Source organism: Bradyrhizobium sp. BTAi1 (genome assembly GCF_000015165.1).
Lineage (GTDB): Bacteria > Pseudomonadota > Alphaproteobacteria > Rhizobiales > Xanthobacteraceae > Bradyrhizobium > Bradyrhizobium denitrificans.
The window spans coordinates 3,065,062-3,081,656 of record NC_009485.1; the positions used below are offsets into that span (position 1 = coordinate 3,065,062).

The 16,595-nt window shown below is 66.0% G+C and carries 12 protein-coding genes; 4 read left to right on the forward strand and 8 right to left on the reverse strand.

The features are described 5' to 3' along the window. Positions 1 to 24: 24 nt before the first annotated feature. Complete coding sequence (locus tag BBTA_RS13755; RefSeq protein ID WP_012043093.1) at positions 25 to 222, reverse strand: hypothetical protein; 198 nt, start codon at positions 220 to 222, stop codon at positions 25 to 27. A 437-nt stretch (positions 223 to 659) separates the two neighbouring features. On the opposite strand from BBTA_RS13755, the gene BBTA_RS13760 reads away from it, so the two are divergent. The 4 genes from BBTA_RS13760 (at position 660) to BBTA_RS13775 (ending at position 7,894) form a co-directional block, all read left to right on the forward strand. Continuing rightward, complete coding sequence (locus BBTA_RS13760) at positions 660 to 3,971, forward strand: DUF2126 domain-containing protein (RefSeq protein WP_012043094.1); 3,312 nt, start codon at positions 660 to 662, stop codon at positions 3,969 to 3,971. Positions 3,972 to 4,001: 30 nt separating this feature from the next. Then, a complete protein-coding gene (locus BBTA_RS13765; RefSeq protein WP_012043095.1) occupies positions 4,002 to 6,536 on the forward strand; it encodes a circularly permuted type 2 ATP-grasp protein in 2,535 nt (844 codons plus the stop codon). Then, positions 6,533 to 7,411, forward strand: a complete 879-nt coding sequence (locus tag BBTA_RS13770) for a transglutaminase family protein (RefSeq protein ID WP_012043096.1) — start codon at positions 6,533 to 6,535, stop codon at positions 7,409 to 7,411. The genes BBTA_RS13765 and BBTA_RS13770 overlap by 4 nt, the downstream gene beginning before the upstream one ends. 102 nt (positions 7,412 to 7,513) lie before the next feature. Then, complete coding sequence (locus BBTA_RS13775; RefSeq protein WP_012043097.1) at positions 7,514 to 7,894, forward strand: hypothetical protein; 381 nt, start codon at positions 7,514 to 7,516, stop codon at positions 7,892 to 7,894. A 685-nt stretch (positions 7,895 to 8,579) separates the two neighbouring features. On the opposite strand, the gene BBTA_RS13785 is transcribed toward BBTA_RS13775, so the two are convergent. The 7 genes from BBTA_RS13785 to BBTA_RS13815 all read right to left on the reverse strand — a co-directional run bounded on the left by BBTA_RS13785 (position 8,580) and on the right by BBTA_RS13815 (position 16,576). Then, entirely contained in the window at positions 8,580 to 9,473 is an 894-nt protein-coding gene (locus BBTA_RS13785) for an SMP-30/gluconolactonase/LRE family protein (protein ID WP_012043098.1), read from the reverse strand. A 154-nt stretch (positions 9,474 to 9,627) separates the two neighbouring features. Beyond that, positions 9,628 to 11,673 carry a sorbosone dehydrogenase family protein gene (locus BBTA_RS13790; protein ID WP_012043099.1) on the reverse strand — a complete coding sequence of 682 codons (2,046 nt, stop codon included), beginning with the start codon at positions 11,671 to 11,673 and terminating at the stop codon, positions 9,628 to 9,630. Positions 11,674 to 11,681: 8 nt separating this feature from the next. Beyond that, the gene (nhaD, locus tag BBTA_RS13795; RefSeq protein ID WP_012043100.1) at positions 11,682 to 12,965 is read right to left on the reverse strand and encodes a sodium:proton antiporter NhaD; all 1,284 of its coding nucleotides are present in this window, start codon (positions 12,963 to 12,965) and stop codon (positions 11,682 to 11,684) included. A gap of 98 nt (positions 12,966 to 13,063) precedes the next feature. Then, positions 13,064 to 14,590, reverse strand: coding sequence for a cryptochrome/photolyase family protein (locus BBTA_RS13800; RefSeq protein ID WP_012043101.1), 1,527 nt, complete (start codon positions 14,588 to 14,590; stop codon positions 13,064 to 13,066). Between the two features lie 9 nt (positions 14,591 to 14,599). Beyond that, positions 14,600 to 15,196 (reverse strand): RNA polymerase sigma factor, encoded by a 597-nt coding sequence (locus BBTA_RS13805; RefSeq protein WP_041751429.1) that lies wholly within the window; start codon positions 15,194 to 15,196, stop codon positions 14,600 to 14,602. 187 nt (positions 15,197 to 15,383) lie between these two features. Beyond that, complete coding sequence (locus tag BBTA_RS13810; protein ID WP_012043103.1) at positions 15,384 to 16,034, reverse strand: ChrR family anti-sigma-E factor; 651 nt, start codon at positions 16,032 to 16,034, stop codon at positions 15,384 to 15,386. Continuing rightward, complete coding sequence (locus BBTA_RS13815; RefSeq protein ID WP_012043104.1) at positions 16,031 to 16,576, reverse strand: sigma-70 family RNA polymerase sigma factor; 546 nt, start codon at positions 16,574 to 16,576, stop codon at positions 16,031 to 16,033. The genes BBTA_RS13810 and BBTA_RS13815 overlap by 4 nt, the downstream gene beginning before the upstream one ends. Between the last annotated feature and the right edge of the window lie 19 nt (positions 16,577 to 16,595).

Genomic DNA, 16,595 nt, shown 5'->3' on the forward strand with positions numbered 1-16,595 from the left:
CGCGCGACAGCGGCGCTGAACCGTTTACCGCTGGTGGCCGAGGCCGATGCCGAGTGCCAGCGCCTTCTGCCGGAGCGAGCCTTCGGTCCGCTTCATCATCTTGGCGATCTTGGCCACCGGGGTCTTGGACTTCGAGTGCTGCTTCAGCAGCTTGATGTCGGCCGGGGTATAGGGTTTCCGCGCCAGTTTCTTGGTAGCTGCCTTCTTAGCTGTCTTGGCCAATTGATTCTCCTTTTGATAATTGGGGGTCCTAAATAGCATGTGTAGTCGAGCTATCAAGCGATTGCGGCGAGTGCAACGCTATTAGTTCTTGTTAGTTCACCGGTCGGGGTTAACCCGAACTGTAATGATCCGGTCAATCTTCCGTGAGGAAGTCGCGGGGCTGGGTTGTGGACAACTCTGCGGAGAGACGCGCATCGCGAACCTTGTTCCGGACTCGTTCTCATGAAAGCGGGTCGGCCTAGCTGGTCCCGAGCAGCGAAAAACGACCTGATTAGGCAGTTGCACGACCAAACTGGGGCGAATAGGCCTGCTGTCGGGGCTCGATACGGTCCTTTAAGCCCAGGATAGTTCATAGGCAGCTCTGCCCGTTGTTAGTGCTTGATCCCTGAGCATGGCAATGTTCTGCTTAAAAATGTTGCTGGAGCTGTGAACCCCCCGTGTCGATCTACGTCGCATTACATCACGTCACCCACTACAAATATGATCGTCCGGTCGAGTTGGGCCCCCAGACGATACGTCTCCGCCCCGCACCACATACCAGGACGCCGGTGCTGAGCTATTCGCTCAAGGTCACGCCCTCCAACCATTTCGTGAACTGGCAACAGGACCCGCAGGGCAATTGGCTGGCGCGCTATGTCTTCCCTGAGAAGGTCAACGAACTCAAGATCGAGGTCGATTTCACGGCGCAGATGACCGTGATCAACCCGTTCGATTTCTTTGTTGAGCCTTACGCCGACAGCTTTCCCTTTGTCTATCCCGAGAGTCTGAAGGCCGAGCTCGCACCTTATCTGGAGACGATCGAGCCGGGACCGCTGTTCACCGAGTACTTGAAATCCATTCCGCGGGAGGCTGACAACACCGTAAGTTACCTCGTTGCTCTCAATGCTGAGTTGCAAAGTAGGATTCGTTATATAATCAGGATGGAACCGGGCGTTCAAACGCCGGAGGAAACCTTGGCGTCCGCAGCAGGGTCGTGCCGCGACTCCGCATGGTTGCTGATTCAGACGTTGCGGCATCTTGGCCTCGCAGCTCGGTTTGTTTCTGGATATTTGATCCAGCTGCGTCCTGATATCGATCCGATCGAAGGGCCGCGCGAAGTTGAGAACGATTTCACTGACCTGCACGCTTGGGCCGAAGTCTATCTGCCGGGCGCCGGATGGATCGGCTTCGACGTCACCTCGGGGATGCTCGCGGGCGAGGGACATATCCCCGTCGCTGCTACGCCGCACTACCGTTCGGCCGCGCCGATCAGCGGCAGTGCCGGCATTGCCGAGGTCGACTTCAACTTCGAAATGAACGTCAGGCGTATCCGCGAAGCGCCACGCATCACTCGACCGTTCTCGGACGAGGCCTGGACCAAGCTCGACCAGCTCGGTGAGGCCGTCGATGCCGATCTGGCCGCCCATGATGTGCGACTGACGATGGGCGGCGAGCCGACTTTCGTGTCGATCGACGACATGGAGTCGGCTGAGTGGAATACCGCCGCCGTCGGACCGACCAAGCGCGGACTGGCCGACAGCCTGATCCGGCGTCTGCGCTCCCGCTTCGCGCCCGGCGGTCTGCTGCATTACGGCCAGGGCAAGTGGTATCCGGGCGAAAGCCTGCCGCGCTGGGCGTTCGGACTTTATTGGCGCAAGGACGGCCAGCCGATCTGGCGCAATCCGGACCTGATTGCCCATGTCGATGGCCCGCGCGTGGCGACGATCGCGGATGCGCAGCGCTTTCTTGATACGACGGCGGAGGCGCTCGGGCTCGAGGCGGACTACGTGTTGCCGGCGTTCGAGGATCCCGCGCATTGGCTGCAGAAGGAAGCCGCATTGCCCGAGAATGTCGACGCGCTCGATTCCAAGCTCGCCGATCCCGAGGAGCGCGCGCGCATGGCCCGGGTGTTCGACGAGGGACTTCATATTCCGCGCGGCTTCGTGCTCCCGATCCAGCGCTGGAACGCGCAGCCCAGGCGCTGGTACAGCGAACGCTGGGGTCTGCGGCGCAAGCGGTTGTTCCTGATTCCCGGCGACTCGCCGCTCGGCCTGCGGCTGCCGATCAATTCGCTGCTCTACATCCCGCCGGAGGATTTCCCTTATATTCACGAGCAGGACCCGATGGAGCCGCGAGGGCCACTGCCGGTCTACACGCAGGGGCGCCCGGTCGTCGTGCCGCAGGTGCCGCCGCTGCCGAAGCTCAATCGGCCGACGCAGCAGCAGGACGTCCAATATCAGTATTGGAGTGGGCTCGGCGTCCGCACCGCGATGTCGGTGGAAATCCGCGACGGCATTCTCTGCGTGTTCATGCCGCCGGTGGAGACAATCGAGGATTACCTCGAATTGATCGCCACGGTCGAAGCGACGGCTGAGGCGATGCAGATCAAGGTTCATGTGGAAGGCTATGCGCCGCCGTTCGATCCGCGGATCGATGTGATCAAGGTGACGCCCGATCCTGGGGTGATCGAGGTGAATATCCAGCCGGCGCAGAACTGGCGGCAGGCGGTCGACATCACCTTCGGCCTCTATGAGGACGCCGCCAAGGTGCGGCTCGGCGCCAACCGCTTCCTGATCGATGGCCGTCACACCGGCACCGGCGGCGGCAATCATGTCGTGGTCGGCGGCAACTCGCCGCCGGACTCGCCCTTCCTGCGCCGCCCCGATCTGCTGAAGAGTCTGGTGCTCTATTGGCAGCGGCATCCGTCGCTGTCTTATTTGTTCTCCGGCATGTTCATCGGCCCGACCAGCCAGGCGCCACGCATCGACGAGGCCCGGCACGACAGCCTTTATGAGCTGGAGATCGCGCTCGCCAATGTGCCGCCCGCGGGCCAGAGCGTACCGCTTTGGCTGGTCGACCGCCTGTTCAGGCATCTGCTGGTCGACATCACCGGCAACACCCATCGCAGCGAGATCTGCATCGACAAGCTCTATTCGCCGGAAGGGCCGACGGGACGTCTCGGACTGGTCGAGTTCCGCGCGCTGGAAATGCCGCCCGATCCGCGCATGTCGCTGGCGCAGCAGCTGTTGATCCGGGCGCTGATCGCCAAATTGTGGCGCGAGCCGCAGCAGGGCAATTTCGTGCGGTGGGGCACCGCGCTCCACGACCGTTTCATGTTGCCTCACTTCATCTGGGACGACTTTATTGATGTGCTGGATGAGCTCAGGTCCTGCGGTTACGATTTCTCGCCCGAATGGTATCAGGCGCAGCTCGAGTTCCGTTTTCCGACCTTCGGTCGCGTGCAGCATGGCGGCGTGACCTTGGAACTGCGGCAGGCGCTGGAGCCCTGGCATGTGCTGGGCGAGGAGGGCATGGCCGGCGGCACGGTGCGCTACGTCGACTCCTCTGTCGAACGATTGCAAGTGAAGGCCGAGGGCTTCATCGAAGGCCGGCATCTCATCACCTGCAATGGTAGGAGAATGCCGATGACCTCGACGGGGCGTTCGGCCGAGGCGGTTGCAGCGGTTCGCTTCAAGGCCTGGCAGCCGGCCTCCGGCTTGCATCCGACCATCCCGGTGCACGCGCCGCTCACCTTCGACCTGATCGACACCTGGAATGGCCGGTCGCTCGGCGGCTGTGTCTACCACGTCGCCCATCCTGGCGGCCGCAACTATGACACCAAGCCGATCAACTCCTACGAGGCCGAGGCACGCCGGCTCGCGCGCTTCCAGGATCACGGCCACACCCCCGGACGAATCGCGTTGCCGCCGGAAGAACGCACAAATGAATTCCCGATGACGCTCGACTTGCGCAGGCCGCTCCTGCATTGATGGAACGGATTTTGTGCGGAGGATCAGGAAATGGACGGCCCGAGCGGCAAGGACCAGGGAGCGCGACCCGCCGGTCAGCCCGGGACCGCCCGCCGGGTCCTGCGCCGGGCCACGCAATGGGCGAGCGACTATGCAAGGCTGCCCGGAATTCCGGATGAGTTCATCGGTGCCGACGGTCAGCCCCGCCCGGTCTGGAACCGCTTTGCCGACACTTTCGCAGCGCTCGCGCCGACGGATATCGACCGTCGCTTCGCCTCGGCCGACCGCCATTTGCGCGAGGCCGGCGTCACCTACCGCTCGCCGAGCGACAACGCCGAACGATCCTGGCCGCTGAGCCACCTGCCGCTGCTGATCGACGAGGCCGAGTGGGCGCAGCTCTCGCAAGGCATCGTCCAGCGCGCCGAACTGCTCGAACGTGTGCTGCAGGACATCTATGGCGAAGGGCGCCTGATCGCGAGCGGCGCGCTGCCCGCCGCGGCCGTCGCCGGCTCCAGCGAATATCTGCGTCCGGTCTGCGGCATCAAGCCGCCGGGGGGCCGCTTCCTCAGCATCTATGCCGCCGATATCGGGCGCGGCCCTGACGGACGCTGGTGGGTGCTGAGTGATCGCACGCAGGCGCCATCCGGGATGGGCTATGCGTTGGAGAACCGGCTGGTGCTGTCGCGCGCCTTCTCCTCGATCTACAAGTCGATGAATGTCGAGCGGCTGGCGCCGTTCTTCGAGGCGTTTCGCGACGCGCTGCGAGCCAGCGCCGATCGCGACGAGCCGCGCATCGGCCTGCTGACGCCGGGCACCTTCAGCGAGACCTATTTCGAGCACGCCACGCTCGCGCGTTATCTCGGCTTCCTGCTGGTGGAGGGCGACGATCTCGCCGTGAGCGGCGACCGCGTCCATATCCGCACCGTCGCCGGCCTCAAGCGTGTCGACGTGCTGCTGCGCAGGCTGGACTCCAACTCGATCGATCCGCTGGAGCTCGATGCCGCCTCGCGGCTCGGCGTCGCCGGCCTGATGGACGTCGTGCGCAAAGGCGGCGTCGTGGTCGCGAACATGCCCGGCTCCGGCGTGCTCGAGGCCCGCGCATTGCTCGGCTTCCTGCCGAGCCTCTCGCGACGTGTGCTGGGCGAGGATCTGAAGATCCCGCACATCGCGACCTGGTGGTGTGGCCAGAAGTCGGCGCGCGACGAGGTGCTGTCGCGGCTGGACGAGTTTGCGATCGAAGGCGCCTATGGCCGCGCGGTGCCTGGCTTTGCCAATGCCGGCCCGGTGCTCGCCAGCGAACTGCCCGCGGCCGAACGTGAGCGGCTGCGCAACGCCATTGCCCAGCGCGGGATGGAATATGTCGGCCAGGAGGTGGTGCGGCTGTCGACCACGCCGGTGTGGCAGGACGGACGGCTGAAGCCGCGGCCCTTCGTGCTGCGCGTGTTCGCGGCGGCCACCTCGGAAGGATGGACGGTGATGCCCGGCGGGTTCTGCCGCATCGCCGACGAGCCGGACGCCCGTGCGGTGTCGATGGGCGACGGCGTGCGGGCGGCGGATGTCTGGGTTCTCGCGGACAAGGCCGTGGCAGCGCGCAGCCTGCTGCCGGGCTCGGACAATGTCCGGATCCGCCGCATCGCCGGCGTGCTGCCGAGCCGCGCCGCCGACAATCTGTTCTGGCTCGGCCGCTATCTGGAACGCGCCGAAGCGACGTTGCGGCTGATCCGGGTGCTCGCGGCTCAGCATCGTGATCCCGGCAAGGGTTCGCCCGCCCAGCTCAACACCGCCGAGCGCATTCAGCGCCTGCTGCTGGCCTGGGGCGCGATCGAGCAGACGTCGCGCGCGCGCGGATCGCAGGTCTCCGCGGAGGCGCTGCAGGCGGAGGCGCAGTTCGGCTCGGCGCTGTCCCTGCTGAGATCGGCGCAGCGCACGGCGACGTCGTTGCGCGAGCGTCTGTCGCCGGATGCCTGGCAGGTGATCACCGAGATGCCAGGCAGGTTGGCGCAGGACGCCGAGGACGAAGATGCCATCGTCAGCCTCGCCGAACTCACGCTCGAGAAGCTCGCGACCTTCGCCGGCCTCGCCCAGGAGAACATGAACCGCGCCGCGGGCTGGCGCTTCCTCGATATGGGCCGCCGCGCCGAGCGCGCCATCAACACCGTGCGTTTCGCGCGGCAATTCGGCTATGACGAGGCGACGCCCGAGGATCTCGATGTCCTGCTCACCTTGGTCGACTGCCAGATCACCTATCGCTCGCGCTATTTGATCGGCCCGTCGCTGGCGCCGATCCGCGATCTCGTCGTGCTCGATCCCTATAATCCGCGCTCGGTCGCATTTCAGATCGAGGTGCTGAACGAGCACATCGCGAGCCTGCCGGCGCTGAAGGAGAATGGGCTGATCGAGCGGCCGCAGCGGCTCGCGGTGTCGCTGCAGGCCCGGCTCACCACCGCCGAGGCGGCCCATCTCGACGGCCGCGGCCTGTTCGCGCTGGAGCAGGATCTGCTCAACCTGGCGGAGGCGATCGGCCAGCATTACTTCCCGCACGGTCCGAACGCGACCCGGCCGGAAAAGCTGACGGGCCTCGCGTGATCTACGACATCCGGCATGTCACCACCTATGAATATGAGAGCAACGTCAGCTTTGCGCGCTGCTCGCTGCGGCTGGAGCCGCTCAGTGGCGGCGGCCAGGAGCTGATCTCCCACAGCGTCGACATCCGGCCGCGGCCCTCGGAGCGGACGGCACGGCGCGACTTCTTCGGCACCTTGACCGAGAGCATCGTCATCGACACCCAGCACCGCCATCTGCTCATCGATGCGCGCTCGCGGGTCAAGCTGTCGCGCACACCGCCGGAGCGCGATGCGCCGAGCTCGGCCTGGGAGCGCGTGCGCGATGCCGCCTTCGAGGCCACCAGCCTCGGGCCGTCGTCGCCGATCGGCTATGTCTTCGCCAGCGCGCTGGTGCCGGTGCTCGCTCCGGTGGCCGACTATGCCGCCGGCAGCTTTCCAGCGGGGACCGGCATCGTCGCCGGAGCCGCGGACCTCATGCGGCGCATCCACCAGGAGTTCCGCTACGATCCCAAGGCCACCGTGATTTCGACCCCGTTGCGCGAGGTATTCGACAAGCGCCACGGCGTCTGTCAGGACTTCGCCCATGTCATGATCGCGGGCCTGCGGGGTCTCGGATTGCCGGCGGCCTATGTCAGCGGCTATCTGCGCACCATCCCGCCGGAAGGCGAGCCGCGGCTGCAGGGCGCCGACGCGACGCATGCCTGGGTGTCCGTGTGGTGCGGCGAAGCGCTCGGCTGGGTGGGATTCGATCCGACCAATGATCTCCTGGTCGGCAATGATCACATCATGCTCGGCATGGGCCGCGACTTCTCCGATGTCTCGCCGGTCGACGGCATCATCGTCGGGTCGCCCAAGCAGAAGCTCGGCGTTGCCGTCGACGTTGTGCTGGTCGAGTAGGGCGGTTCCCGTGTCGGGAACAGCCGGAACATTTTCGTCGCACCGCGCTTGATCCGCCCGAGGGGCCCGACTGGGGGCTTGCTGTCCCATTCGAGCAAGGGAGTGATCGACATGAAGCGTGTTGCAATCGTCATCGGCCTGCTTGGCGCCTGTGTGGCCGGCGCCGCCTCGGCCCAGCCGAGTGCGAACCTCACCGGCACCTATCGCTGCATCCAGATGTGCCGCGACGGCTTGATCGGTGCGCCGGCCTTCGTGACCCAGAACGGCGATGCGGTGAATCTCACCACCGAGACCGGCGAGTCCTACCGCGCGTGGCCGGACTGGTCGGCACCGGACAGCCGGCTCTGGATCGACGCGCGCGACGAGGGCGCGGTGTATTCGCCTGACGGCATGCGCATTCAGTTCGACGACGGCCGCGTCTGGCAACGCGATCTGCCGCCGCCGCTGATCGTGCGCCGCGCGCCGGTCGTGTACGGCCGGTAGCTGTCCGCCGCTCATCGTCCGCGCGGCGGACCATCGAGTCATCACCGACAGCGGTGGTCGATCGACAGGCCGCGGCGTCTTGGATGGCCCCGCTTGCGCCGGACATGACGGTGAGTGGCTAGGCATGATGATGGACGTGTGAGTTCGTTCTCGCGACACGACATGTCCGAGCTGTGCTGATGGGTTCGACCCTCCGATCGCGAGAGGGTGCAGGGAATGCCGGGCGATGGCCTCACCCATGGCCCGCCTGCGTGAAAAAATGCAGGCGGCAGGTACCACAGGTGCCGCCGGATCGACCCGGCATTCCCTGCGCGATGGCGTTACGGCTTATACGTGGTCTCCCTGGCGCGCCGGGCTTTCTGGCCGCCATCCCCGGCGCGATCGTATGGCGCCAGGTTGATACCAGCATCGGGGTATCAGGACATCACGACTTCACCGTGCGCATCATGCTGTTCGTCGGCGCGATTGATCACGCTGCAGCACGATGCGCCCACCGCTCCCCAGGCTCCACGTTCGTGACGATCGCGATCCGCCCCTCTCACGAGCCCGGGATGCGCGGAAACATCCACCCGATTTGCCCGACAGCGCAAGCGGCAAATGTGCGACGAACTGGCACGACGGGCAGTTTGGGCATGAGACAGATGCGTCAGCTATGAATTGTCGCGCGGACATCGCCGAGCAGAGTTCAACATCGCCCCATCTGCAGGCAATGCTCTCGGCCTTCCATGTCGGTGCGGAACGATTCGATGAAGCCGCCTTGCCGTTGGGTGACGAACACGGTCTTGCCGTCGCTGCCGCCGAAGGCGAGGTTGGTCGGCTCCTTGGCCTTGAGCGTGATCTCGCGAACAATGCGGCCGTCCGGCGTCAGCACGGCGATGCTGCCCTTGAGAATGCGGGCGACGAGCAGACGGCCGCTGGTGTCGGTGCGCAGGCCGTCGATGGTGTTGGCTTCGAAGGTCTTGATCAGCTTCGGCCGCGTCAGCGCGTCGCCGTCGATCGCGTAGGACCAGATCTCGCCGCTGTTGGATTCGCCAACATAGAGCGTGCGGCCGTCGGGGCTGAGATCGATGCCGTTGGTGGTGCCCATGGCGCGTGGCGCCGTCATCGCCGCGCCCTGCATCGCGCCGTCCGGGCCCTTCGCGATCCGCCAGATGCGGCCGCTGCGCGCCTTCCAGCTCGGGTCGCTCGCATAGATCGTGCCGTCGCGCGCCAAGGTGATGTCATTGGGCTGGCTCATCTCGTCGGCGTGGAAAACGATGCGGGGCTCCGTCCTGCCGGGGGCGATGGCGAAGATGTTGTGCTTCTTGTAGTCGGCGATGAACATCGTGCCGACCGCGTCGATCCGGATCGCATTGCCGATGCTGCCCTCCGGCAGCGCGGTGAACGGCTCCGAGGCCGTCGCTTCGGGCGCCAGCCGGCCGATCGTGCCGGTCTTGCCGAGATTGACGACGAACAGATTGCCGTCGCGGTCGACGGCCGGTCCCTCGATGCCGAACGTGTATTCGCCCGCAGGGGTGAGCTGCGCACTTTCGAACAGCTTTGGCGCGGCGAGGGCAGGGACGGCGACGAGGGCGAGCATGACCAATGTCGCCACATGCGCGATACGTCGGGGGGAGGACGAGGCATGGCTGAGATCGCCGCGTCCGGCATCGCGGGCACCGGTGGCGGCGGCCGGTCCGCGCGCGCCGCCCTCGGCGACCGCCTTGCCCAGCCCACCCCTCATGGCGGTGACATCAGAGCGGCACCAGAAACTGCTGTGGGATGTAATAGCCATTCTCGTCCGTGCAGGTGCCGTTCAGATGCGGATCGGCCGGCCGGAAGAAACGACTGAAGCCGGGCTTATTGACGGCAAACCGCTCCGTCACCACCACAACCTTGCCGAACGGAATATCACCGCATTCGCGGCCGTCGGCTGCGTAGAACTTGCGATGCGGCGGGCCGCCGGCTTTGACGCGCATGCGGCTGCCTGGAACCATGCGCGCCACGAACGCGTCGGCGACATCGAGCAGCCTTGCGTAGCCTGGTTCCGTCTTGATCAGGTTGCCGCCCGGCGGCATCTGCCGTTCGGCTCCCAATCCCCGCAAGCGTTGCCGCAGCCGGCCCTCTTCTGGTTCGCCGGGATAGATCCAGCCGTCCTGGGCCAGCATGAAGCGCAGCACCGCGCGGTCCTTGTCCTGATCGGATTGTCCGGCCTTGAGGCCGAAATCCGAATGGCATCCGAGGCAATGTTGCTCGATGAGGGTCTTGCGCAAGGTCGTGAGGCGCGCGCGGTTCGCGGCATCGTTCTCGACATAGGCGGCAAGCCGCGCGATCAGCGCATCGCTTCGCGTGTCGCAGGGCAGTGGATCTGGCGCTGTTCCGCTCGCGCGATCGATGCGGATCACGGTCTGGTTCTTGTCCTCGACCAGCCAGATGGCGCCGTCATCCGACACGGTCATGCCCACCGGCGCGCCCTGCGGCCGGATGCCGTTGACGCGATGCCAGCCGGCAATGAGCTCGTCATAGGCTGCGGCCGGCACCTCTCCCGTCGCGGTCTGGAAGGCGCGCGTCGGCTCGGCGGCGCAGCTTACATGATAGCGCACCGGCGACGTGCTCAGCCTGGGGAAGCCGTGCTCGTCGACCTCATAGGCGAGCAGGCGGCTGCCGGTCGGCCGATAGCCGTGCAGGCCGACCAGCAGCCTGCCTTTCAGCTCCGCGAATCGGTCGGCGTTGTAATAGAGCATGCCGAGCGGTGCGCCGTGGGGCGGCAGCAGTGACAAGGGGGGCTTGTAGCGCGCCGCCGAGGTGCAGAAGTCCTTGTAGCTGCCCGCCTGCAGCACGCGCTTGAACTCCGGGCTCGCCGTGGTCAGATCGTAGCAATAGGGCCAGCCATAATGACGGCCTTGCTCGATGGCGTTGATCTCCTCGTTGGGCGTGAAGATGTCCTGCAGGTCGCGCGCATTCTCGCCCTGCAGGAAGGCGGTGCCGGGCTCCGGGAAGCGCGGATGCAGCGCCAGCGCCAACGAGTTGCGCAGCCCGCGCGCAAACACCTCGTGCGGCGGGCTGGGGTCGCCGGGCTTCAGCGCCGGAAAGACGCCGCCCGCGGGCGGTGTGAACAGCCAGATGGACGCCAGAGACGACGCGCCTTCGCCCGCCGCGCAGGGGCGCAGGATCGGAGCGGGTGACAGGCAATTGTCGCTGTGTGCACCGATATTGACGAACAGCCGGCCGTTGCGGTCGAAGGCGAAGGCCTTCAACGGATGGGCGCTCTCGTCGATGCGGGTCCCGTCCGGCAGCGTGAGGCGGCGTCCGGGCAGGTCACGAATGATGGTTTCGATGGTCGCCGCCGGATTGGCGGCGAGCGGATCGAAGCGGAAGATCGCGGTGTCGGTCGCGGCGTAGATCTTGCCGTCGGGACCTGCGGCGACACCGAACGGGTAGGACAGCCGTGTGATCGCCTCCCGGATGCGGCGGCCGGCAGGAGCCGCGGGATCGAGGATCAGCAGCCGCCCGTCGTCATGGCCCCAGCCGCCCATATCGGCAATCACGAACAGCGGCTGGCCGGGGATCTGCACGATGCCGCGGGGAAATTTCAGCCCGTCCTCGCGGCTGGCGACGAGGCCGGCGCAGAAGCCGGGCTTCATGTCGATCTGCAGCCGCGGAAAGCCGACAGCGCCGTCGCCGCAGCTGGTACTCCCCAGCGCATAACCGCTGCGGCTCGTTGTGGTCTCGGTGTGACCGGTCCCGGCGCCGATCTGCAATGCGGTCGCGACAGCTGCAAGGATGCGCCACGGCGTCATCGGTCTGCTCAATGCGTCAGATGGTATTGCAGGATATAGGCGGCAGCGCCGGCAAAATAGCCGAGCAGGGCGATGGCGCTGATGCGGCGCACGTACCAGAAGAAATGGATGCTCTCCAATCCCATCGCCGCGACGCCGGCCGCCGAGCCGATGATCAGGATCGAGCCGCCGGTGCCGGCGCAATAGGCGACGAACTCCCACAGGAAGCTGTCCGGCGGGTGCTGATCGAGGGCGTACATGCCCATCGAGGCCGCGACCAGCGGCACGTTGTCGATGACGGCGCTGGCAAGGCCAAGCACGATCACGATCAGGTCGAGCCGGCCGACGGTGCGGTCGAGCCATTGCGCGAGCGCCTGCAGTATGTGGGTGTGCTCGAGGGCTGCGACCGCGAGCAGGATGCCGATGAAGAACACGATCGAGGGCATGTCGATCCGCGTCAGCGCATGCACCAGCGTCAGCCGCTGCTTCTGCTCGGAGCCCTTCTCGCGATGGATGATCTCGCCGACCATCCAGAGCAGGCCCAGTCCGAACAGGATGCCCATGAACGGCGGCAGGCCGGTGACGGCCTTGAATGCCGGCACCAGCACCAAAGCACCGAGGCCGAGCATGAACATCAGGTTGCGCTCGAATGGCAGGATCGGACTGATCGAGGCGAGTCCTGCGGCCGCCGGCGCCGCGAGTTGCTTGCCGCGCAAACCCAGGCTCACGGCGGCGAGCGGGACCAGCAGGTTCAGGAGCGACGGGATGAACACCGATTTCATGATCGCAAGCGGCGTGATCTGACCGCCGATCCACAGCATGGTCGTGGTGACGTCGCCGATCGCCGACCAGGCACCGCCGGCATTGGCGGCGATGACGATGATCGCGGCGAACACCAGGCGATCCTCGTCGCGGCCGGACAGCTTCTTCATCAGCGACACCATCACGATCGCGGTCGTGAGATTGTCGAGCATGGCGCTGAGGAAGAAGGTGACGAAGCCGACCAGCCAGACCAGCGCGACCTGGCTCCTGGTCCGGATCAGCGAGGTCACGACCTCGAAGCCGTTATGGGCATCGATCACCTCGACGATCGTCATCGCGCCGATCAGGAAAAAGATGATCTGCGCCGTCGCGGCCACGGATTCATTGAGCTCGCCTGCGACTTGCGCCGCGGCATGGCCCGATAGCGCGTAGACCGTCCACATCAGCCCGGCGCCGACCAAGGCGGTGGCCGCCTTGTTGATCCGCAATGGATGCTCCAGCGCCACGACCGCATAGGCGAGGGCGAAGACGGCGACGATGGCCGTGGTCATTGCGGGAGGTATCCGGTCATGGATCTCGGAAGGGCGGGTGGGACCGTCCGACATATGACCGATCGCCGCCCGGCCAGCAAGCCGGCCGGGGCGTGGGGCTACACCAGCGCGGCGGTGATCGTATCGGCGTGGGCGCGGATGGCGCGGATCTCCGTTGCGCTGCGGCGGTCGAGATTGACGTATTGGTTGCGCATGCGGCCGTTATTGGCGAAGCGGCGGCGGTGCTTGGCGAGGAAGCTCCAATACAGCGTCGTGAACGGGCAGGCGCGGTCGCCGGTCGCCTGTTTGGGATCGTAGCGGCAGTTGCGGCAATGATCGCTCATGCGATCGATATAGTGGCCGGACGCGGCATAGGGCTTGGTACCGACCACGCCGCCGTCGCCATGCTGGCTCATGCCGAGCGTGTTGGGCAGCGACACCCAGTCGACGGCGTCGTGGAACATCGACATGTGCCACAGATGCACGTCGTAGGGCCGGACGCCGAGCAGCATCGCGAACAGGCCGAGCACCATCAGCCGCTCGATGTGATGCGCATAGGCGTGATCGATGGTGTGGCCGATCGCCTGAGCCAGGCAGCGCATGTCGGTCTCGCCGGTCCAATAGAAGCGGGGCATCGGCAGATCGGCGTCGAGCGCGTTCTCCTCGGCATAATCAGGCATGCGCTGCCAATAGACGCCGCGCACGAATTCGCGCCAGCCGATGATCTGGCGGACGAAGCCTTCCAGGGCATTCAGCGGCGCGTTGCGGTTGGCGAGCGCGGCCTCGACCACCTCGCGCGGATCGAGCATGTGCAGGTTCAGCGCCCCCGACAGCCGCGAGTGATACAGGAACGGCTCGTCGGACAGCATCGCGTCCTGATAGGTGCCGAACAGGGAGAGGCGCCAGGCGACGAAATCCGACAGCTCTGTCAGCGCGTCCACCCGCGAGACCGGCAGGTCGAAGCGGTCGAGCCTGCCCGGGCTGTTCGAAAAACGCGCCGCGACGAGCTTGAGCACGTCGCGCGTGATGGCGTCGGGCGCGTAGGATCTGGCCAGCGGAATCGGCGGGCGGCTCTTGCCGAATCCCTTGCGGTTCTCGGCATCGAAATTCCAGCTGCCGCCGACGGGGCGGCCGCCCTCGTCGAGCAACAGGCCGGTCTTGCGCCGCATCGCGCGGTAGAACGTCTCCATGATCGGCCGGGGATGCCGCTCGGTGAATGCGTCGAACTCGTCCGCCGTGCACAGGAAGTGGCGGTCGGCGCGCAGCTCGACGCGTTGCGGCAGCTGGCGGAGCTTCTCGCGCACCCGAAACTCGCCGGGCTCCAGCACGATCGTCGCCTGTGGCTGCAGCGCCGCCTGGTGGCGGGCGATCTCGCTGTCGAACGCGCCGGTATTGGCCGGATCGTCCAGCCGCATATAGTGGACCGTGCGGCCGCGGGCCTCAAGCTCGGCGCGGAAGTGCCGCATCGCCGCGAAGAAATAGGCGATTCGCATCTTGTGCTGCGGGACATAGGTCGCCTCCTCGGCGACCTCCATCTGCAGCACGACGTCCTGCGCCGGATCAAAGCCGTCGAACGCAGCCGACTCGGCGTCGAGCTGGTCGCCCAGCACGACGACGAGATGTCTCACGGCAGCTGTCTTGCTCATCGTATCCCGTCAGGCGGCTGCGGCCGTCACGTCATGGGCGTGCCCGAGGCAGTCCTTGCGCAGCATGATCAGGCTGCGATGCAGCCAGGTCTTGATGGTGCCGACCGGCACACCAAACCGTTGCGACAGCCGCGTCCGGCTTTCGCCCTCGAGATAAGCGAGCGCGAGCAGTTGGCGGCGTTCCTCAGGCAGACGTTCAAGCGCCTCGCGCGCGATCGGTTCCGCCAGCGCATAATCGAACTCGTCATCCGGAGCCGTGGCCGCCGGATCCGGGATCGCCAAGGCCTCGTCCAGCTCCGAGGTCGGCAGACCCGTCGCCCGCAGGGCGTCGATCGCGGTGTTGCGCATGATCGTGCACATCCAGGTGATGGGTGAGGCGCGGGCCGGATCGAAGCTCGCCGCGTGCCGCCAGATCTTCAGATAGCCGTCCTGCAGGATGTCGTCGACATCCGCCGCGGACGGGATCACCGCGCGCACGGTCTTGCGCATCTTCACGACGGTCGCGGCGTGGAGCTCAGCGAAGGCTTGCGCGTCACCGCGTCCGGCACGGGCCAGCAGACTGCTCAGATGCGCGACGTAGCTCTTTTGCGCGCCCGCTGATTGCATCATTGTCCTCCTTGCGCTTCCTATGCGGAAACGGGTGGGGACCGGATGCGGATCACTCGCCGCGCGTGCGGGCTTGGCTGCGAACAGCCGATCGACCACGCGATCCAGGCCATTGAGGCTCTGGATTGCTTTGACGGATTCTAGAGGCGGCGGACGGTTCGTTCCGCTCGCAAGCGCGAGCGGCGGATCAGAGACGGACGAACGGGCTGATCAGTCGGCCGAGCAGGCCGTGCATGCGAAGGTCGCCGGTCATGGCGACGAGGCACAGGCAAGGGCCTTCATCGCCGACCACCGGACGATGGTCGACCTCGTCGTCGCCATAGTCGAAGTCACCGGGACCGTAGTAGCCGCCGAGATGGCTGAAGCTGCCCTTCAGAACGCAGGTCAGCTCACTGCCCGAATGGGTATGCTCCAGCATGCGCGCGCCGGGTTCCGAACGGAGCAGGAAGGCGCGCGACTTGCCGGTGCCGGAGAGCATGATCGGACGCATGCTGATGCCGGGCGCCACGCGCCGCCGCTTGCCGATCTTGCAGCGCTTGACCATCTCGGGCAGGTCGGCGAGCTCGGGATCGTGCTCGGCGGCCTCGCTGACACGCGGCGCGGCTTGCGGGCGGCGGTCGATCCGGGCCATCACGGCGTCGAATGCATCGGCGGCCACCGCGACCGGCTCGGCCGCCTCGATCGAGGCGCCGGCCAGCCGCTCGATCGCACGCACGAAGCGCCGGCAGCGTGGGCAGTCGGCGACATGGACGCCGACCACCAGCTGCTCGGCCTCGTCGAGCGCACCAGTGGCATAGTCGGCCAGCAGGTCTTCCGGCGGGTGATGGCTGATCGTCATGTCGCGTCGTCCAACAGGTCTCTCAGGCGGTTCATCGCCAGTCTGATTCGTGATTTTACAGTTCCGAGCGGCAGTCCAAGCACGGCCGCGATTTCCGAATGCGGTCGTTCCTCGATGAACGACAGCCGGATCACGGTGGATTGCTCCACCGACAATCTTTCGATCGCCGCCTCGACGCGTGTGGCATCTTCGACACGCGACAGGATCTGGTCGGCGGCGAGCGTCGGATCAGCCTCGTCGTCGAGCACGATTTCCTTGCTCAGCCGGCCCTCGCGGATGGCCTTGCGGGCCACATCGATCCGCTGATTGCGCGCAATCGTGAAGATCCAGGCGGCAGCGCCTGCGGTCGACGGATCGAACTGCCCGGCCTTGGTCCAAACCGCGACCATGGTGGATTGGGCAATCTCCTCGGCCTCGTCGGCATTGCAGCCGGACTTGATGAGGAAGCCTTTGATGCGCGGCGCAAAGTGCTCGAACAGGGCCTTGAACGCCTCACGGTCGCCGCGTTCGGCGACGCGTCCGATCAATTCCGCCCAATCCACGGTTACCTTCGGCCCACTG